The organism is Lysobacter sp. yr284 (genome assembly GCF_900107375.1).
Classification (GTDB): Bacteria; Pseudomonadota; Gammaproteobacteria; order Xanthomonadales; family Xanthomonadaceae; genus Lysobacter.
In genome coordinates, this window is sequence record NZ_FNPT01000008.1 from 63,848 (window position 1) to 81,838 (window position 17,991).

A 17,991-nucleotide genomic window follows, 5' to 3' on the forward strand; every position below is an offset into this window, starting at 1 on the left:
GCGAGCGTGGACTGCGTCGCCTCAAGGTTGCGATGCGCTTTGCGATTTCATGCATCTGAACCGCTTCGGCCGGCGCGCTGCGGCGCGCAGGGTAGGGAGCCGCCGGAGCGGACGCGTTTGCGCTTGTGTCCCACGCATTTTGCGCATCCCCTGGACCGGCGTCGGGACGCCCGGCCCGCCCGCTACCAGGAAGACACTCGATCATGATCCGCAAGAATCTGCTTTCGCTGGCCCTGCTCGCCGGTCTGTCGGGTGTGGCCTTCGCCGCGGCCGCCGATGAAATGGGCGCCGAGCCGGTCACCGCCGCGCCGCTGGCCAAGGCCTTCGGCGCCGTCGATTTCGCCACCTCCGGCAAGGCCGGCACGATCCGCAGCGTCGATCTCGGCCTGCCGAGCCAGGCCAGCACGGCCGCGCTCGGCCAGTTGCGCATCGAGCAGGGCCGCCATGGCCAGCCGCTGCAGGTGGGCCTGGCCCGCACCGTCGGCCGCAGCCGCATCGACCTGGGCGGCTTGAACTGGGAAACCCTGGCCGACGGTTCGCGCGGCGCGCGCTTCAGCCTGACCTCGACCAACGCCGTAGCGCTGCGCGCCGGCCTGCAACTGCGCGCGAACGGCAAGGCCGACGCGGGCGCGGTGACGCTGCGCTTCGCCGGCAACGACGGCCGCGTGTTCGCGCAGGACGGCCTTGCGTTCGCCAAGGCCGGCACCGGCTGGTCGCCGGTCGTGGCCGGCGACACCCTGACCGTGGAAATCGTGCTCGCGCCGGGCCAGCGCGCGGACGATTTCAGCCTCAAGGTGCCGCAGCTCTCGCATCTGGACGTGGACCCGGCCGCGAGCTCGCGCGAGCTCGCCAAGGCCAGCGGCGTCGGCGCCAGCCAGGCCTGCGAGAAGGACATCGTCTGCCGGGTGAGCCCGTCGGCCGGCTTCCTGGCCGCGAGCAAGGCGGTGGCGCGCATGGTCTACACCAGCGGCGGCAGCTCCTATCTGTGCAGCGGCACCTTGCTCAACAACAGCAACTCGCCCAAGCGCCAGCTGTTCTGGACCGCGGCGCACTGCATCAGCACCCAGGCCGAGGCCGACAGCCTGCAGACCTACTGGTTCTTCGACGCCACCGCCTGCAACAACGACACCGCCAGCGCCTCGGCGGTGACCCTGGCCGGCGGCGCCTACCTGCGCCACGCCGACACCACCCGCGACACCTCGCTGCTGGAGCTCAAGAGCGCGCCGCCGGCGGGCGCCTACTACGCGGCCTGGAACAGCGCCGCGCTGGCCTCGACCGGCACCTCGATCGAGGGCATCCACCATCCGGCCGGCGATCTCAAGAAATACTCGTTGGGTTCGGTGACCAGCCTGTCGACCTCGCTCGACGGCCGCAGCCCGCTGACCCAGGTGAAGTGGAGCGCCGGCGTCACCGAAGGCGGTTCGTCGGGCTCGGGCCTGTTCACCGTCGCCGGCAACGGCGACTACCAACTGCGCGGCGGCCTGTACGGCGGTTACTCGGCGTGCAAGAAGAAGGGGCAGCTGGGGCCGAACCAGCCCGATGCGTACTCGCGCCTGGACGGCGTGTGGTCGAGCGTGTCCTCGTACTTCTCGCCCTGAGTTCCATCGTCGCGGCCGACCCGTCGCGACCCCACCCTGAGTGAAGTTGCGCCGCGCGTCCCGGACGGTACGCGCGGCGCCTTTTTGTTGCGCGCCGGGGTTTGCGCCGTTGCCGGCGCTCAACCGCGCGCGGCGCCGAACACTTCCTCGATGCGCCGGGCGATATGCGCGCCGTGGGTGGCCAGGGCGAAGTGGCCCGCATCGAGCAGTTCCACCTGCGCGTCGGGGTTGTCGCGGCGATAGGCCTGCGCGCCGGGTGGGATGAAGAACGGATCGTGCCGGCCCCAGATCACCAGCGTCGGCACCCGGCGTTCGCGGAAGAACTGCTGGAACTGCGGGTACAGCGTCAGGTTGTTGGCGTAGTCCAGGGTCAGGTCGAGCTGGATGTCGGCGTTGCCGGGGCGCTGCATCAGCAGGTAATCCAGGTGATAGGCCTCCGGCGCGACCAGGCTCGGGTCGGGCTCGCCGTTCTCGTACTGCCAGCGGGTCGCCTCCAGCGACAGGAACTGGCGCAGCGCCTCGCGATTGCCCGGGCTCGGGTCGGCCCAGTAGCGGCGCATCGGGTCCCAGGCCTCGCCCAGGCCTTCCAGGTAGGCGTTGCCGTTCTGCGAGATCAATCCGGTCACCCGATCGGGCTTGGCCAGGGCCAGGCGCAGGCCGGCCGGCGCGCCGTAGTCGAACACGTACAGCGCGTAGCGCTGCAGGTCGAGCGCGTCGACGAAGGCTTCCAGGGTGCGGCCGAGGTGGTCGAAGCCGTAGACGTAACCGCGCGCGTCCGGCACTTGGGTGAAGCCGAAGCCGGGCAGGTCGGGGGCGACGAGGTGGAAGCGGCCGGCGAGCCGCTGGATCAGTTCGCGGAACATCAGCGAGCTGGTCGGGAAGCCGTGCAGCAGCAACAGGGTCGGGGCGTTCGGGTCGCCGGCCTCGCGGTAGAAGACGCGCAGGCCGTCGGCTTCGACGTAACGGTGGTGGACCGGGAACGGGGAGGAGGACATGGGGAGGTTTCCTGAAAGTTGTAACCCTGATTCGAATTGAATTCGGGTTACAAAAGGCTAGTCATACCCGATGTAACTTGTCAAATATTATTTTTATGGTTACATTGGCCGCTCACAGGACACCGCCCGATGACGACCCCGACGCCCACCGACTGGCCCCCGCTGATCGCCGGCCAGCCCGCGCTCGACCTGCTCAACACGCTGACCCTCGAGAACGGCGCGTTGATCGAGCACCTGACCGACGATGCCGCCGCGGCCGCGTGGCTGGGCCGCGCGGGCGGCTACGCGCTGGCGCCGCCGCCGCACCTGGCGGCGCGTGCGCGCGCGCTGCGCGAGGCGATCCGCGCGGCGGTGGAAGCGCGCAAGCACGGCCGGCCGGCCGACCTGGCGCCGCTCAACGCGCTGCTGGCGCAGATGCACAGCCACCTGGTGCTGGAACCGGGCGAGGACGGCGCCGCCGCGCGCCGCGCCGCCGTCGGCGATCCCGCCTGGCGCGCGCTGGCGCCGCTGGGCGAGGCCGCGGCGCAGTTGCTCGCCGAGCTCGACTTCGCCCTGGTGCGCCAGTGCGAACACAGCGACTGCGTGCTGTGGTTCCACGACACCACCAAGTCGCACCGGCGCCGCTGGTGCGCCATGGCGCTGTGCGGGAACCGGCATAAGGTCAGCGAGTTCCGCAAGCGGCGGGGCGGGTGAGCGGCGGCCGCGTCGAGGCGGTGGAGCGTCCGGTCGTGTACTCGCGTTCAGCGGACAACTTGGTTGCGCGTGCCGAGGGCTGGGCATGTTGGCTGGCGCCATCCGCGTAGACGCGGGCAGCGAAAGACGCTGGAGCCATGTCGCGTTGAAGCCCTGGATGCCCGCCTCCGCGGGCATGACGGTAGCCGGGGTTCACGACGATGCCTCCACGCCGTCATTCCCGCGAAGGCGGGAATCCAGAGACTTCGGAGTCGTGTCGCGATGACGCCCTGGATGCCCGCGTTCGCGGGCATGACGGTAGGCGGAGGGCGCGACGATGCCTCCACACCATCGTTCCCGCGAAGAATGCCGACAACGCGCGCCCGCTTTGCCGCGCCGGGCTGTCGGCCGGCCAAACCAACGGCCCACGACACCGCCCCGCCGCCTGCGCTAGTCTCGGCGGTTTCCACCGGGGACCGCACCTCCATGAATCTCTCCCGCTTGAGCCTGACCCTGGCGCTCGCCGCCGCGCTGGCCGCTCCCTCTGCATTCGCCGCCGGCGCCGCCGCGTCCAAGGGCGCGCCCGCGGCCGGCAAGCCGGTGCTCGGCGATTTCGGCGTCGACCTCACCGCGCGCGACACCAGCGTCAAGCCGGGCGACGACTTCAATCGCTACGTCAACGGCCACTGGCTGGCGACCTACCAGTTGAAGGATTACGAGACCTCCTACGGTTCGTTCAACAAGCTGCGCGACGATTCCGAAGCCGACGTGCACGCGATCATCGAAGAGCTGGTCAAGCGCAAGGACCTGGCGCCGGGCAGCGAGCAGCAGAAGCTGCGCGACTACTACGCCAGCTACATGGACCGCGCCGCGCGCGACGCCGCCGGCATCGCGCCGCTGCGGCCGGTGCTGGACAAGATCGCGAAGATCGATTCCGCCGGCGCCCTGATCGCCGCCTTCGGCGACGTCGACCTCGACGGCACCAACGCGCCGCTGCGCTTCGGCGTCGATCTCGACCGCAAGGACCCCGACCGCTACCTGGTCGGCCTGCGCGTCGGCGGCCTGGGCCTGCCGGACCGCGATTACTACCTCAACCCGGACGCGCGCTTCGTCGGCATCCGCACCGCCTATCTCGCCCACATCGAGCGCATGCTCGGTTTCGCCGGGATCCAGGACGCCAAGGCGCGCGCGCAGGCGGTGCTGGAACTGGAGACCGCGCTGGCCAAGCCGCAGTGGGAGCGCGCGCAGTTGCGCAACCGCGACAAGACCTACAACGTGTCCGGCTTCGCCGAACTGGCCAAGCAGTACCCGGGCTACGACTGGGCCGCGCAGCTCAAGGCGCAGGGCATGCCGGCGATCGACAAGGTCAACGTCGCCACCCCGAGCGCGGTGCAGCCGGTGATCGACGCCGTCGCCAAGACCCCGCTGCCGGTGTGGCGCGATTACCTGGCCTTCCACGCCGTGCGCAACAACGCCGCGCTGCTCAGCCGCGAGATCGACGATGCGGCCTTCGCCTTCAACGGCACCGTGCTGAGCGGCCAGAAGGCCCAGCGCGACGACTGGAAGCGCGCGGTCGCCACCGTCACCGGCAGCGACGCGCTCGGCGATGCGATGGGCAAGCTGTACGTGGAGCGCCACTTCTCGCCGCAGGCCAAGGCGGCCATGCAGCAGTTGGTGGAGAACCTGCGCAAGGCGCTGCGCGCCAACATCGAGAAGATCGACTGGATGGGCGCGGACACCAAGACCGAGGCCTACCGCAAGCTCGACAGCTTCCGGCCCAAGGTCGGCTATCCGGACAAGTGGCGCGACTACTCCAGCGTCAGCATCGTGCCGGGCGACCTGATGGCCAACACCTTGCAGATGCGCCGCTACCAGCGCGCCGACCAGGTGCGCCGGATCGGCACCCGCACCGACCGCGACGAGTGGTTCATGACCCCGCAGACGGTCAACGCCTACTACAACTCGACCTTCAACGAGATCGTGTTCCCGGCCGGCATCCTGCAGGCGCCGTTCTTCGACCTCAACGCCGACGCGGCGGTGAACTACGGCGGCATCGGCGCGGTGATCGGCCATGAGATGGGCCACGGCTTCGACGACCAGGGCAGCAAGTCCGACTTCGCCGGCATCCAGCGCAACTGGTGGACCGACCAGGACCGCAGCCGCTTCGAGCAGCGGACCAAGGCGCTGGGCGCGCAGTACGACGCGTTCTGCCCGCTGCCGGGCCAGTGCGTCAACGGCCAGCTGACCATGGGCGAGAACATCGGCGACCTGGGCGGCGTGTCGATGGCCTACACCGCCTACCAGCTGAGCCTGGGCGGCAAGCCCGCGGCGAAGATCGACGGGCTCAGCGGCGACCAGCGCTTCTTCCTGTCGTGGGGCCAGATCTGGAAGGGCAAGTACCGCGACGAGGCGCTGCTGAACCAGATCAAGACCAACCCGCATTCGCCGTCGCAGTACCGCGCCAACGGGCCGCTGCGCAATTTCGACCCGTGGTACACGGCGTTCGAGGTCAAGCCGGGCGATGCGATGTACATCGCGCCGGAGCAGCGCGTGCGGATCTGGTGATGCGCTTGCGGTAGCGCACGGCTCGCCGCGGCGGGCCGGGCGCTGCGGACGGGGGCGGGTTCGTCGGCCGGCGAGGCTGCGGATCCGCCCTTTGTTTTTTGTGCGCACGCAGGTGGCGGCGTAATTGGATCGGCGCGGTCGCGGCTCGCGCCGCTCCCACATGCGCTACCTGTAGGAGCGGCGCGAGCCGCGACCGCGAAAACCCAGCGCCGGCGCAACCCCGAGGCCAAGCCCGGCCCGCGCACACTGGTCCGGCCGCGCGACCGCCGCCGCTATGGCAGCCGGCGAGGGCGGTGCAGCGGCGCGCTACACTGGCCCGCGTTCGTCGCGAGCCGCGTGCCGATGCCTTACCTGATCGTCGAATTGCTGCGCTGTACCCGCGAGGATTTTCCCGGTTGGGTCGAATGCCGCCTGATCGATGCGGACGGGCGCGCGCACCGCTTCGAGGAAAAGGCCCCGGTCGTGTCGGCGCAGCTGTGCGGCGATGCGGCGTTCCCGCAGCCCGGCGCCATCGCCTGCGAACGTGTGGGCGAGCGCGAGGACGCGTCGGGACGGCGGCGGGTGCAGGTCGATACCCGGCATCCGTGGTCGGTGCAATCCGATACGGGGCTGACCCGGTTCGAAGTGCTGGCCTCGCAGGTGCTCGAGCGGGCGCCGTGAGTCCGGCCGCCATCGTTCGCGACTGCGCATGGGCCTCGTTGCGCGGCGAGCGGGCCTGCGCGCGGCCGCCGTCCGCGTCGCCGGCGAAGCGGGCGCGAAGGTCCCGCTAGAATTCCGCGATGGTTTACCCCGGCCTGTTCCTGATCGCCTTCATCGCCGCCACGCTGCTGCCCGCGCAATCGGAAGCCGCGCTGGCGGCGCTGATCGTCGAAGGCTACCCGCCGTGGCTGCTGGTCGCCGTCGCCACCGTCGGCAACGTGCTGGGTTCGACCGTCAACTGGTGGCTGGGCCGCGGCCTGACCCGCTTCGGCGACCGCCGCTGGTTCCCGGTCAAGCCCGCGCAACTGCAACGCGCGCAGGCCTGGTACGGCCGCTACGGGCAATGGAGCCTGTTGCTGAGTTGGGTGCCGGTGATCGGCGATCCGCTGACCCTGGCCGCGGGGGTGATGCGCGAGCCGTTGCGGACGTTCCTGGTGCTGGTGACCATCGCCAAGCTGGCGCGCTACATCGTGGTGGCCGCGGTGGCCTTGCGCTGGGCGTGAGCGCCGGCGAAGGCGGGCAGGCGGGGGTGTTAAAGTGCGGGCCTCCTCGTTGCAAGCATGAGCCGCCGCCATGAACACGCCTGTCGCCTTCTATCCCATCGGCACCCCCGGCCAGCCCTGGGGCCCCGCGCAGGTCGCCGAATGGCGTTCGCGCCAGGTCCGCCACCGCAGCTATTTCGAGGAAGTGGCGAGCGTCATCGAGCGGCTGGGCGAGCGCTACGAGAAAATCCAGTACGGCGAACTCGACTACGGCGCCGACGGCCGCTTCCCGCTGTTCGCGCTGAAGAGCCGCAACTGGGACGAATCGCTGCCGACGATGCTGGTCACCGGCGGCGTGCATGGCTACGAGACCAGCGGCGTGCATGGCGCGCTGCTGTTCCTGGACCAGTACGCCGGCGCCTACGCCGGCCGCATCAACCTGCTGGTGGCGCCGTGCGTCAGCCCGTGGGCGTACGAGCGCATCCATCGCTGGAATCCCGAGGCGATCGATCCGAACCGTTCGTTCCGCGACGACAGCCCGGCCGGCGAATCGGCCGCGTTGTGGGCGCTGGCCGCGCCGCTGCGCGCGCGCACGCGGATGCACATCGACCTGCACGAGACCACCGACAGCGACGAATCCGAATTCCGCCCGGCGCTGGCCGCGCGCGACGGCAAGCCGTACGAGCCGGGCGAGATTCCCGACGGCTTCTACCTGGTCGGCGACAGCGAAGACCCGCAGCCGCAGTTCCAGCAGGCGATCATCGCCGAGGTCGAGAAGGTCACCCACATCGCCCCGGCCGACGCGCGCGGCGAGATCATCGGCTCGCCGGTGGTCGCGCGCGGCGTCATCGACTACCCGGTGCGCAAGCTCGGCCTGTGCGCCGGCATCACCGACGCGCGCTACCGCACCACCACCGAGGTCTATCCCGACAGCCCGCGCGCCACGCCGGAACAATGCAACCAGGCGCAGGCGGCGGCGGTGCGCGCGGCGATCGACTTCGCCCTGGCGCAGGGCTGAGCGGCGATGAAGGCGCGCACGGCGCTGGCGACGGTCCTGGCCTGCGCGGCGCTGCTCGGCGCGGCCGGTTGCGCGCGCGCGCCGGACGGGACCGTCGAGCCGATGTCGGGCGCGCAGCCGGTGCGCGGCGACGTGGCTTTCTACCTGGTCGCCGAGGACGACGCGGCCGATGCGCGGACCGTGCCGGTGCTGCGGCCGTTTCCCGGCCAGCAACCGCGCGTCGCGTTGAAACCGCTGCCGGCGATCGCGCGCGGTCAGGTCGCCCAGGTCGCGCTGAGCGTCGACGAAAACGGCCAGGCCTCGCTGGACCTGCGCTTGAACGAGGAAGGCGCGCAGCGCCTGGCCCAGGTCACCCGCGACAACCTCGGCAAGCGCATGGCGGTGGTGGTGGGCGCGACGGCGGTGAGCGTGGCGACCATCCAGGGCGAGATTCCCGGCGGCCGCCTGCGCATCGGCGGGCTGGCGCCGGGCGATGCGCAGGCGCTGCATCGCGAGTTGACTGCGGCGAAGTAAACGCGCGCGCCGCTCAGTCCTGGGCGGCCGCGGCATCGACCGCCGCGACCAGTTCTTCCAACCATTGCGAATGCATCAGGCCGTCGCCGAAGCGCGGCTCGGCCTGTTCGCGGCTGCGCAGTTGCAGCGGCCAATGGCGATAACCCACCGCTTCGGCGATCGCCGCGAGCTCGTCGAGGTCCAGGTCGTGCTCGTACATCGCATCGAACAGCCGCGCCCACAGGCCCTGTTCGGTGCGCGCCAGGCATTCGGGTCGGTCCGGCGTCTCGATGCTGAAACGCAGGAACTCCAGGCCATCGGGCCGTTCGCGCACGCCGAGCGCCCAGGAATGCCAATCCCACAGCGCGATCAGCTCCGGCCCGGCGGGGACGCCGGCGCCGCGATAGACGTAGAACGGGTCGCCCGAGCGGCACCGCCATAGCTGCGGATGCGGCAGGCGGCCTTCGGCCATCGCCAGCAGCGCCGGCGACAGCGGCAGCGCGCGCAGGCGCGGCAGGCGTTCGGACTCGGCGACGACGGGCATGGCGATACGCACAGGGACGGTGGCCGACTATAGATCGGCGGCGCTGCGGCCGCCGCGCATTCACAAACGCCGGACGCGCCGGTGCGGGGGCGCTGCCGGGCGGCAGCGCTGCGGTGCGGCTGGCGGCTGCCATCGTCGGCCCGATATGATCCCGGCCGGACGAGGGCGGTCGCTGCCGCGCATGCCGTGCGCGCAGGACGGGCGGCACCGGTCCGACAGGATTTCAGGGGGAACACGGATGCGTTGGCTGACTTGGAAGCTTTGGACCGGCGCGGGCTTGGCCGCGCTGGTGGCGACGCTGATCGTGGCGGTATGGCGACAGGGGCCTGCGGTCGCGCAGCCGGTCGCACAGGCCGCGGCGCCGCCGGCCGCACAGGAGCCGGTCGGCGGCGCGCCGGCGTTCGTGTCCGCTTCGCCGGCGCCGCAGGCCGCGCCGTGGCCGGCCGCGGCGGCCGACAGCGGCGGCGTCTATGCGCTGACCGAAGGTCCGCGTTACCGCCCGACCATCGCCGATCCCGCCCTCGGGTACATGGGCTACCAGCTCTTCGGCACGGTCCTGGCGGGCGACGTCACCGGGGACGGCCGCGACGATGCGGTCGCGATGACCGAGGACGGCACGATCCAGGTGTTCGTGCAGCAGCCCCAGGGCGGGCTCGCGTTCCCGCCGCAGATATGGGCCTTCCCCAACGGCGGCCGCCTTCAGCAGACCTCGGCGATGCTGGTCGACCTCAACGGCGACGGCGCGCTGGACATCGTCAGCCAGCCGCCGTTCGTGCCGCAAACCCCGCCGCCGCCGTCGCTGAACGTGTTGCTGTCCGACGGCCGCGGCGGACTGGCGTTGCGGCAGGTGCCCGTGCCGCCGTCCGGCTCCGCCGAGGCCGGCATCGGCTATGCCATGGACGTGGACCAGGACGGCCATGAGGACATCGTCGGAGCGGTCCATCGTCCCGGCGCGCCCGCCGATTGCGGACGCCTGGCCGGCGAGCTTTGCCGCTGGCTGCGCACGCTGTACGGCGACGGCCGCGGCGGCTTTCGCGAGAGCACCTTCGTGCCGCTGGGGCTGCCGCTGACCGCGGTGGTGGACACGCTCGACTTCGACGGCGACGGCCGCCGCGACTTGATTTATCGCCCGCACGACGGGATGACGGTCGGTTCCAGCCGTTTGGCGTGGCGCCGGCAGCTGCCGCAGGGCGGGCTCGGCGAGGAAGCGGTGCTGGGGGCGCTCCCGCTCTGGCCGTCGATGACGGTGGCGCTGGGCGACTTCAACGGCGACCGCCGGCTCGACATCGCCACCGGCACCCGCCAGGCCGGAACCTCGACCGTGGCGCTGCGCCTGGCCGACGGCAGCTTCGCCGCGCCGCAGCCGTATCCGGCGTTCACGGTGGAATCGGAATTGCAGGTCGCCGATTTCGACGGCGACGGGCGGGCCGACGTGGTTTCGGTGCAGCATCCCGACAGCGTCGGCGAAGGCGTGGACGTGCTGGCCTACCAGTTGCAGCGCAACGGCGGGTTGAGCGCGCCGCAATGGAACGGCGCCTCGCACGGCCTCACCCAGATACGCGGCGCGGGCGATCTGGCGCACGGGGATTTCAACGGCGACGGCTGCCTCGACGTGGCGGTGGGGGCCAACTACGAAGGGCTGATGATCTATTACGGCAGCGGCTGCATGCACGCCGCGGTCAGTTCGCAGGATTGCCGGATCGAGCAGAGCGCGCCGTTGGCGGCCGCGGCGCCGGCGCCGCTGGCGAGCCCGGTGCCGGCGGCGACCCACCCGGCCGGCCGCGCCGCGGCGCTGGCCGCGCCCGCCGGCCGCACCGGCCGCACCGGCCACGCGCCGGCGCGCGCGTCCTGGCGCGCGCTCGCGCGGCAGCTCGAACGCTGAGCTTGGCCGCAGCGAACTCAAGGAGAAACGAACGATGCGCGGATTGAGTTGGAAACTGTGGCTCGGTGCCGGTCCGCTGGCCGTGGTGAGCCTGTTGCTGTGGTGGCGCGCGCCGGACACGGCTGCGCCGCCGGCGCCGCGGGCGGAGACCCCGGCGGACGCCGCGCCCGCGGCCATCGGCGGCGCGCCGCGTCCGGCGAGCGCCGCGACGCCGGCGAACGCGCCGCTCGGCGGCGGCGCTGCGACGCAGTCCGGCGGCTATGCCCTGACCGAAGGGGCGCGTTACCGCCCGGCGGTCGCCGAGGGCGGCATCGGCTACCTGGGCTATCAGATCTTCGGTCAGGCGGTGGCCGGCGACGTCAACGGCGACGGCCGCGACGATGTGGTGGTGGCCGCCGAGGACAACAGCGTGCAGGTGTTCCTGCAGCAGCCGCAGGGCGGACTGCCGTCGTCGCCGCAGGTCTGGCGTTTCCCGCACGACGGGCTCTACCGGCAGATGAAGTTGCAGTTGATCGATCTCAACGCCGACGGCGCCCTGGACATCCTCGCCTCGCGCGATCGCTCCGAGAGCACCGGGCTGGCCGCCGGGCTCAACGTGCTGCTGTCCGACGGCCACGGCGGCCTGAGCCTGCGCCAATGGGTCGGCGACGCCATGCTCGGCAGCACGATGGACGTCGACCAGGACGGCCTCGACGACCTCGTCACCATCGTCACCCGCGGCAGCGTGGCGGGCGAATGCGCCGACGTCGCCGATCTCTCCGGCGCGTACTGCACGCGCCTGCGCGTGCGCTACAGCGACGGCCAGGGCGGCATCCGCGAAACCGCCGAACTGCCGCTGGGCAAGCCGGTGGCGCAGGTGGTGGACGCGGTGGATTTCGACGGCGACGGCCGCCGCGATTTCGTCTACACCGACGCGGACGCCCCGTTCGGCATGCGCCGGGCGATGTGGCGGCGGCAGTTGCCGCAAGGAGGCCTCGGCGAGGCCACGCTGCTCGGCTCGTGGCCGGCGTTCATACCGCCGGAGGCGACCGTCGGCGACTTCAACGGCGACGGTCGCCCGGACATCGCCACGGGCGGTTATCTCGACGGCTCGGCCAACGTGTACGCGCAGCTGGCGGGCGGCGGCCTGTCCGCGGCGCAGCCGTATACCGCGCGATCGGCGAAGTCGCAGTTGCTGGCCGCCGATTTCGACGGCGACGGCCGCACCGACCTGGTCTCGGTGCAACGGGCGTCCGACGATCCGGAGCCCCAGGCCGTGCTGGCCTATCACCTGCAGCGCGACGGTGCGCTGTCCCCGGCGCAATGGAACGGCACCTCGCACGGGCCGACCCAGATCGGCGGGCACCGCAACGAACTCGCGCACGGCGACTTCAACGGCGACGGCTGCCGCGACGTGGTGGTCGCGGCGGACTACGAAGGCGTGATGTTCTATTACGGCAGCGGCTGCGCCCAGGCCGCGATGCGCTCGGACGACTGCCGCATCGAGCAGGCCGTGTCGGCGCCGGCCGCATCGTTGGCGTCGCTGGCCGCCTCGGCCTCGGCGCCGGTCACGCCGCTGCCGCCGGTGCGGGTCGCGCCGCCGCCGCTGTGGTCCAAGCCGCAGGCGCAGGCGCAATTGCGCGTGCCGATGCGGATGCAGGGCGCGAACCGGCAGGCCCAGGCCCGCGGGCGGGTGACCTCGCGGCCCAAGCGCATGATCACCGCGCCGACGCGCACCCACTGGCGGATGTTGCGCAAGCTGCGCAAGGCCTGAGCGCGCCGCCGCGGCGCAGGCCGCGGCGGGACGCATTCAGCGCATCGACGGCGCGGCGAGGCCCGCTCGCCGGCCTCGCGCCGGCGTTGCCGCACTGCGGCTGGCGGCTCTCGTTCGCGTGCCGATATGATGCCGGCCGGCGGGACGACCGACGCTGCGACACCCACCGGATCGGGTGGGTGGGGGCAGCCGGCGACGGTCCCGTCCGAGTCCTCAGGGGGAACACGGATGCATTGGCTGACTTGGAAGGGGTGGGTCGGCGCGGGCGCCAGCGCGCTGGTCGCCGTCATGATCGTGGCGTGGTCGTGGTCGTGGTCGTGGACGCGCGGGCCGGCGGCCGCATCGGTCGAGCCGCCGCGCGAGACGCCGACGCCGGCCATGGGCGCCGCGCCGGCACCCGCGCGCAGCCAGCCGGCCTCGGCGCCGGCCGGCCCGGACCGTGCAGGCGCGGCCGCCGCGGGCAACGCCGGCTACGCGCTGACCGAAGCCGCGCGCTATCGGCCCAACCTGCCCGGCAGCGCCACGCGTTACAGCGATTTCGCTTCGGTCGCGGTCGGCGACGTCAACGGCGACGGCCGCGCCGACGTGGTGGCCACGACCATGGATCACAGCCTGCAGGTGTTCCTGCAGCAGCCGCAGGGCGGGCTGAGCTTTGCGCCGCTGGTCTGGCGCTATCCGAACAGCCTGTCGCGGCCGACGCGTCTGTTACTGGTCGACCTCAACGGCGACGGCGCGCTGGACATGGTCACCCAGCGCTGGGCGGCGGGGCAGGGCGGCAACACCCAGGACGAGGCCAATGTGCTGCTGTCCGACGGCCACGGCGGCTTCAGGCCGCCGCAACCGTTCCAGCCCGACAGCGGCGTGGACGGCTGGACCGGGATCGACGTGGATCACGACGGCCACCAGGACATCGTCGGGGTCGGCATGAGTTCGGCCCCGGAGTGTTCGGTCCCGCCGCAGGACGGATGCTGGCGCCTGCGCACGCTGTACGGCGACGGCCGCGGCGGAATCCGCGAAGTCGGCATCGCCGCGTTCCCGCGGACCAACCCGCGCATCGAGAGCGTGCGCGACTACGACGGCGACGGCCGCCGCGACATCGTCTACTCCGAGACCGCCTACGCGAGCGGCGTGGTCCGCCTGTTGTGGCTGCGGCACTTGCCGCAGGGCGGCTTCGCCGCGCCGGCGCTGTTGATCGACGCGATCCCGATCGGGCCGGTCAAGGAACTGGCGCTCGGCGATTTCAACGGCGACCGGCGGCTGGACCTGGCCGTCGTCAGCGCCCAGCAGGCGTATTCGGTGGTGTACTCGCAGCAGCCCGGCGGCGGCTTCGCCGCGGCGCAGCCGATACCGGCGCTGGAACTGCCGACCTCGCGCGCGATGGTCGACGACTTCGACGGCGACGGGCGCAGCGACCTGGTCGCGCTGCGCCAGATCGACGCGTTCAACGATCCCAGCGCGGTCGCGCTGGGCTACAACCTGCAGCGCGCCGGCGCGCTGACCGCGAGCCAATGGAACGGCAGCTCGCGCACCCTGCCGCAGTTCTCGTCGCCGTTGCGCCAGATCGATTACGGCGATTTCAACGGCGACGGCTGCCTCGACGTGGCGGTGGCGGCGTCCGATCAAGGGCTGGCGTTCTTCTACGGCAGCGGCTGCGCGCAGGCGCAGGTCAGTTCGCTGGATTGCCGGATCGAGCAGAGCGCGCCGCTGGCCGCGGCGCTGCCGGCCATGGGCCGGCTGGTCGCGGCGTCTTCGCCGCTCGCTCCGGTGCAGGCCGGGCCGGCGCCGGCTTCGAGCCGGCGCGCCCCGGTCGCGGCCGGGCGCGCGTCCGCCCACGCGCCGCGTCTGCAACTGCGTTGATCCGGGCGCGGCGTCGTGTCGAAACCGGCGCCGCAGCTTCGTCGTCATGGCAAGGGCCGGCCAGCCGGCCGGCCCATTGCCGCAACCACGGAGTCGCCCATGCGCTTTCTTTCCCTGATCCGAATCGACGAAACCGCCGCCCGCCCGCCGAGCGAACGACTGCTGGCCGACATGGGCCGGCTGATGGATGAGATGACCCGCGAGGGCGTGCTGATCCAGACCGCCGGCCTGCAGCCCAGCGCCCAGGGCGCGCGTCTGCGCCTGCGCGGCGGCCGCATCGGCGCCACCGACGGGCCGTTCGCCGAGAGCAAGGAAGTGATCGGCGGTTTCGCCCTGTTCGAGGCCGCCGACCTCGACGAGGCGCTGGCCCACACCCGCCGCTTCCTGGCCGTGCACGGCGAGGGCTGGGACCTGGAATGCGAAGTGCGGCCACTGATGCCCGACGGCGCCTGCGGCTGATCCGGCCGAATCGGCAAAGCGCCTTGTAGGAGCGGCGCAAGCCGCGACCGCGCCAACGCAACTGCGCCGAGAGCATCGACACAGTTGCGTCGTCGCGGCCGCGGCTCGCGCCGCTGCTACACGGCAAGTCCCGACATTCTGCGGGCGGGCGCGGCGATGCTAGGCTTTCGCGGCGGCCGATTCGGCCGGTTCCTTTCGCGATACGGAGATCCCGCACGATGAAGCGTCTCGTTCCCCTGGCCTGGCTGGCCTGCGCCCTGTTGCCCGTGGCCGCGTTCGCGGCCGACGACGCCGCGTTGGAGAAGGGCCTGACCGATGCGATGCGCTACGACCGCGCCAAGGGCGAGCGCGCCGCGCCGTCCGGCCCGGCCTTGCAGGCCTACATCCAGGCCGGCTACCTCGAGCTCAAGCCCAGCGTGCGCGCCGACTACACCGACTATCGCCTGCTCAAGAAGCCGGCGCCGTTCATGGGCCAGACGCTGGTGATGGTGGAAGAGGAATACATGACCCAGTACATCGGCTGCTGCGTCGACGAAGGCGTCAGCGCGGTGGTGCGGGTCGCCGGCAGCACCGCGGCGATGGAGACGTTCGCCAAGGCCAACGCCTGTTCGTTCGAGCCCAAGTACGATCCGGCCGAAGCGCTGACCGCCAACCGCCTGGGCATCGGCCTGCCGCCGGGCAAGTACGCCAAGCTCAGCTGCCACGAGCGCGACGCCAATCCCTGAGCGATAGCGGGCGACCCCTGGTAGGAGCGGCGCGCGCCGCGACCGCGACAACGCAACTGCGGCGAAAGCAGCGCGATGGTTGGGTTGTCGCGGTCGCGGCGCGCGCCGCTCCTACAGGGGCTCAGGCAACGATCAGGTGCCGCAGATCTGCGGCGTGCCGGCGTAGCCGCAGCACAGCGTGCCGTTGCGGTTGACCAGGTTGCGGCCGCCGAAGAAGTCGGAGTAGCACTGAGGGAACTTGTTCATGTCGAAGGTGGCGTTGCGCCAGCTGCCGTCGGCCTTGCGGCAGTTCGCCTCCAGCGTGCAGCCGTTCATGCGCACGTCCTTGCAGCTGTCCCAGAAGGTGAAGGGGTCTACCTTGGGCGGCAGCGCGCACGCCGAGGCGGCGGCCTTGGGCAGCGCGGCGTCGAGGGCTTTGTCCGCGGCGGGCTTGGCCGCCGGCGGGGCGGCGTGGGCGAGACCGATGCACAGCAACAGACAGACGGTCGATACGATCGAGCGATTCATGGGAACCCCTGGTGACGAAGGCGCGGGCGGAAGTGCCGGCTCCGCGCCGGTGGCGATGTCCGCGCGGAACGGATCCGCCGGCGCTGACGTGCATGCCGCTGGATGTCGCGGCGCTAAATGCAACGCGGCGGCGGGCCGGCGCCGGTCATCGCAGCGCGGCGGATGGGGCGTTTCGCGAAAACCGTCACGGATGGATGGTGAGTGCTCGCAGATAACGTCGACGCTGAAGTCTTCGAGTCCCCGCCTTCGCGCGGATGGCGGTTTGGGAGCGGCGAAACGAAAGCCCCCGATCGTCATGCCCGCGAAGGCGGGCATCCAGGGCTTTATCCAGACATGGCCCTGAAGTCTCTGGATCCCCGCTTTCGCGGGATGACGGCTTGAGGGGGGCGAAACGAAAGCCACCTATCGTCATGCCCGCGAAGGCCACCTATCGTCATGCCCGCGAAGGCGGGCATCCAGGGCTTTATCCAGGCAGGGCCCTGAAGTCTCTGGATCCCGTCTTCGCGAAAACGACGGTGCGGCAGGAGCGACGCGAAAGCGACGCCGAGGTTTGACGCCTCGCGCTCAGCGATTGACCGCCGGCCCGTTGACCCCGACGTAGCCGTTCGCGCAGCCGGTGGTGCAGGTGGTCGCCAGCATGTTGTAGACGATGCGTCCGGCGTTGGTCTTGGAGCGGAAGTGGCCGACGCCGTTGCTGGTGTCGCCGCCGCCGATGTTGTACGGGCTGCCGTCGCTCCAGTCCCAGTCGTAGGCGTAGGCCGACGAGCCGAAGCCGATGTCGACCTGAGCCTTGAGGTTGCTCGCGGAGGCGAACAGCGCGCTGTCGGCGCAGCCGGCCGAATAGCTGGTGGTGAAGCACTGGATCTGGTCGTAGCGTCCGGCGGTGATGGTGTAGAACGCGATGCCGCTGTAGAAGGCCGGCATCGCCCGCAGGCTGTTGCTGCCGCTGCCGGTCCAGCGGTTGTAGCCGTAGAAGGCCACGCCGGTGCTCGGGTACAGGCCGAAGGTGTAGTAGTCGTACGGGAACACGTAGGCTTCGGCGTTGCAGGTCGGCGCGTACGCCGACTGGTAGCCGGTGCTCAGGCAGGTCTGCAGCCCGCGCAGGCCGCCGCCGATGTTGACGAAGCGGCGCACGCTGGCCTGGTAGCCGTGGTAGCGCAGCATCGCCAGCGCCATCGACGAACCCAGCGAATGGGCGACGATGTCGACCTGGCTGCGGCCGGTGTAGAGCTTGACCTTGTCGATGAAGGTCTTGAGCACCTGGTACTTGCCCGGCTGGTGGTAGTTGTACTGCGGCGAGGCGCGTTCGTCGGCGTCGAGGTAGGTGACGCCGAACAGTTCGCAGTCGTTGTAGCCGCGCGCCTTGAGTTCGTCGTAGACCGAATTGGCCGGCGTGGCATAGCCCGACACCGCGGCCGGCGGCATGTCGAAGCTGATCGCGCTGTCGCCGTTGCCGGCGATGAACACCACCGGCGTGCGGGTGGCGACGCAGTCGCCGCCGCCGAAGCCGCCGCTGCCGACGCCGGGGGCGAAACCGCCGGCGTATTGGCTGGCCGCGCCCTGGCAGGTGTAGCCGTTGTTGCTGCCGCAATCCAGTGCGTAGGCGTTGCCCGGCGCGAGCGCGGCGACGCCGCCGGCGGCGGCCAGCGCCAGGCTCGCGGCGCTGGCGGAAACCCATTTCAGTGTGCTGCGGAACATGCGCGTTCCCTCCCCAGGGTGTGTGCGCGGCCGCGGCGGAGTCCG

General features: G+C 71.3%; 16 protein-coding genes. 12 read left to right on the forward strand and 4 right to left on the reverse strand.

Annotated features, from left to right (window positions below):
• The first annotated feature begins 203 nt into the window (after positions 1 to 203).
• Positions 204 to 1,598: a trypsin-like peptidase domain-containing protein gene (locus BLV01_RS14150; protein ID WP_091800706.1), complete on the forward strand. Its 1,395-nt coding sequence runs from the start codon at positions 204 to 206 to the stop codon at positions 1,596 to 1,598.
• A gap of 119 nt (positions 1,599 to 1,717) precedes the next feature.
• Here BLV01_RS14150 and BLV01_RS14155 read toward each other — a convergent pair whose 3' ends face one another.
• Positions 1,718 to 2,593, reverse strand: a complete 876-nt coding sequence (locus tag BLV01_RS14155) for an alpha/beta fold hydrolase (RefSeq protein ID WP_091800709.1) — start codon at positions 2,591 to 2,593, stop codon at positions 1,718 to 1,720.
• 129 nt (positions 2,594 to 2,722) lie between these two features.
• Between BLV01_RS14155 and BLV01_RS14160 the strand changes: the two genes are divergently transcribed.
• From BLV01_RS14160 to BLV01_RS14185, 6 genes are all read left to right on the forward strand, one after another.
• The gene (locus BLV01_RS14160; RefSeq protein WP_091800712.1) at positions 2,723 to 3,286 is read left to right on the forward strand and encodes a CGNR zinc finger domain-containing protein; all 564 of its coding nucleotides are present in this window, start codon (positions 2,723 to 2,725) and stop codon (positions 3,284 to 3,286) included.
• Positions 3,287 to 3,751: 465 nt separating this feature from the next.
• Complete coding sequence (locus BLV01_RS14165) at positions 3,752 to 5,830, forward strand: M13 family metallopeptidase (protein ID WP_091800715.1); 2,079 nt, start codon at positions 3,752 to 3,754, stop codon at positions 5,828 to 5,830.
• Between the two features lie 342 nt (positions 5,831 to 6,172).
• Positions 6,173 to 6,490, forward strand: a complete 318-nt coding sequence (locus tag BLV01_RS14170) for a hypothetical protein (protein WP_091800718.1) — start codon at positions 6,173 to 6,175, stop codon at positions 6,488 to 6,490.
• Between the two features lie 119 nt (positions 6,491 to 6,609).
• Complete coding sequence (locus tag BLV01_RS14175; protein WP_091800721.1) at positions 6,610 to 7,032, forward strand: YqaA family protein; 423 nt, start codon at positions 6,610 to 6,612, stop codon at positions 7,030 to 7,032.
• Positions 7,033 to 7,102: 70 nt separating this feature from the next.
• Positions 7,103 to 8,029: a M14 family metallopeptidase gene (locus BLV01_RS14180; RefSeq protein ID WP_091800724.1), complete on the forward strand. Its 927-nt coding sequence runs from the start codon at positions 7,103 to 7,105 to the stop codon at positions 8,027 to 8,029.
• A gap of 6 nt (positions 8,030 to 8,035) precedes the next feature.
• Positions 8,036 to 8,542 carry a SecDF P1 head subdomain-containing protein gene (locus BLV01_RS14185; protein WP_091800727.1) on the forward strand — a complete coding sequence of 169 codons (507 nt, stop codon included), beginning with the start codon at positions 8,036 to 8,038 and terminating at the stop codon, positions 8,540 to 8,542.
• A gap of 13 nt (positions 8,543 to 8,555) precedes the next feature.
• Here BLV01_RS14185 and BLV01_RS14190 read toward each other — a convergent pair whose 3' ends face one another.
• Complete coding sequence (locus tag BLV01_RS14190; protein ID WP_091800730.1) at positions 8,556 to 9,065, reverse strand: hypothetical protein; 510 nt, start codon at positions 9,063 to 9,065, stop codon at positions 8,556 to 8,558.
• A gap of 238 nt (positions 9,066 to 9,303) precedes the next feature.
• Between BLV01_RS14190 and BLV01_RS14195 the strand changes: the two genes are divergently transcribed.
• From BLV01_RS14195 to BLV01_RS14215, 5 genes are all read left to right on the forward strand, one after another.
• Positions 9,304 to 10,947 (forward strand): FG-GAP repeat domain-containing protein, encoded by a 1,644-nt coding sequence (locus BLV01_RS14195; RefSeq protein WP_091800734.1) that lies wholly within the window; start codon positions 9,304 to 9,306, stop codon positions 10,945 to 10,947.
• A 34-nt stretch (positions 10,948 to 10,981) separates the two neighbouring features.
• The gene (locus BLV01_RS14200) at positions 10,982 to 12,700 is read left to right on the forward strand and encodes an FG-GAP repeat domain-containing protein (protein WP_091800738.1); all 1,719 of its coding nucleotides are present in this window, start codon (positions 10,982 to 10,984) and stop codon (positions 12,698 to 12,700) included.
• Between the two features lie 228 nt (positions 12,701 to 12,928).
• Complete coding sequence (locus BLV01_RS14205; protein ID WP_139178692.1) at positions 12,929 to 14,557, forward strand: FG-GAP repeat domain-containing protein; 1,629 nt, start codon at positions 12,929 to 12,931, stop codon at positions 14,555 to 14,557.
• A 99-nt stretch (positions 14,558 to 14,656) separates the two neighbouring features.
• Positions 14,657 to 15,016, forward strand: coding sequence for a YciI family protein (locus tag BLV01_RS14210; RefSeq protein WP_091800744.1), 360 nt, complete (start codon positions 14,657 to 14,659; stop codon positions 15,014 to 15,016).
• Between the two features lie 218 nt (positions 15,017 to 15,234).
• A complete protein-coding gene (locus BLV01_RS14215) occupies positions 15,235 to 15,741 on the forward strand; it encodes a hypothetical protein (RefSeq protein WP_091800746.1) in 507 nt (168 codons plus the stop codon).
• 132 nt (positions 15,742 to 15,873) lie between these two features.
• Here BLV01_RS14215 and BLV01_RS14220 read toward each other — a convergent pair whose 3' ends face one another.
• Together BLV01_RS14220 and BLV01_RS14225 are read right to left on the reverse strand one after the other, a co-directional pair.
• Positions 15,874 to 16,248: a CVNH domain-containing protein gene (locus BLV01_RS14220; RefSeq protein ID WP_091800749.1), complete on the reverse strand. Its 375-nt coding sequence runs from the start codon at positions 16,246 to 16,248 to the stop codon at positions 15,874 to 15,876.
• A gap of 564 nt (positions 16,249 to 16,812) precedes the next feature.
• Entirely contained in the window at positions 16,813 to 17,946 is a 1,134-nt protein-coding gene (locus tag BLV01_RS14225) for an extracellular native short-chain-length polyhydroxyalkanoate depolymerase PhaZ7 (protein ID WP_175485954.1), read from the reverse strand.
• Positions 17,947 to 17,991 lie beyond the last annotated feature (45 nt).

Bases quoted from the DNA above. Each gene is read 5' to 3' on its own strand.
- BLV01_RS14225 (WP_175485954.1), bottom strand. From the start codon at position 17,946: ATGTTCCGCAGCACACTGAAATGGGTTTCCGCCAGCGCCGCGAGCCTG.
- BLV01_RS14185 (WP_091800727.1), top strand. From the start codon at position 8,036: ATGAAGGCGCGCACGGCGCTGGCGACGGTCCTGGCCTGCGCGGCGCTG.
- BLV01_RS14210 (WP_091800744.1), top strand. From the start codon at position 14,657: ATGCGCTTTCTTTCCCTGATCCGAATCGACGAAACCGCCGCCCGCCCG.
- BLV01_RS14160 (WP_091800712.1), top strand. From the start codon at position 2,723: ATGACGACCCCGACGCCCACCGACTGGCCCCCGCTGATCGCCGGCCAG.
- BLV01_RS14200 (WP_091800738.1), top strand. From the start codon at position 10,982: ATGCGCGGATTGAGTTGGAAACTGTGGCTCGGTGCCGGTCCGCTGGCC.
- BLV01_RS14190 (WP_091800730.1), bottom strand. From the start codon at position 9,065: ATGCCCGTCGTCGCCGAGTCCGAACGCCTGCCGCGCCTGCGCGCGCTG.
- BLV01_RS14180 (WP_091800724.1), top strand. From the start codon at position 7,103: ATGAACACGCCTGTCGCCTTCTATCCCATCGGCACCCCCGGCCAGCCC.
- BLV01_RS14205 (WP_139178692.1), top strand. From the start codon at position 12,929: ATGCATTGGCTGACTTGGAAGGGGTGGGTCGGCGCGGGCGCCAGCGCG.
- BLV01_RS14155 (WP_091800709.1), bottom strand. From the start codon at position 2,593: ATGTCCTCCTCCCCGTTCCCGGTCCACCACCGTTACGTCGAAGCCGAC.
- BLV01_RS14170 (WP_091800718.1), top strand. From the start codon at position 6,173: ATGCCTTACCTGATCGTCGAATTGCTGCGCTGTACCCGCGAGGATTTT.
- BLV01_RS14165 (WP_091800715.1), top strand. From the start codon at position 3,752: ATGAATCTCTCCCGCTTGAGCCTGACCCTGGCGCTCGCCGCCGCGCTG.
- BLV01_RS14220 (WP_091800749.1), bottom strand. From the start codon at position 16,248: ATGAATCGCTCGATCGTATCGACCGTCTGTCTGTTGCTGTGCATCGGT.
- BLV01_RS14215 (WP_091800746.1), top strand. From the start codon at position 15,235: ATGAAGCGTCTCGTTCCCCTGGCCTGGCTGGCCTGCGCCCTGTTGCCC.
- BLV01_RS14175 (WP_091800721.1), top strand. From the start codon at position 6,610: ATGGTTTACCCCGGCCTGTTCCTGATCGCCTTCATCGCCGCCACGCTG.
- BLV01_RS14150 (WP_091800706.1), top strand. From the start codon at position 204: ATGATCCGCAAGAATCTGCTTTCGCTGGCCCTGCTCGCCGGTCTGTCG.
- BLV01_RS14195 (WP_091800734.1), top strand. From the start codon at position 9,304: ATGCGTTGGCTGACTTGGAAGCTTTGGACCGGCGCGGGCTTGGCCGCG.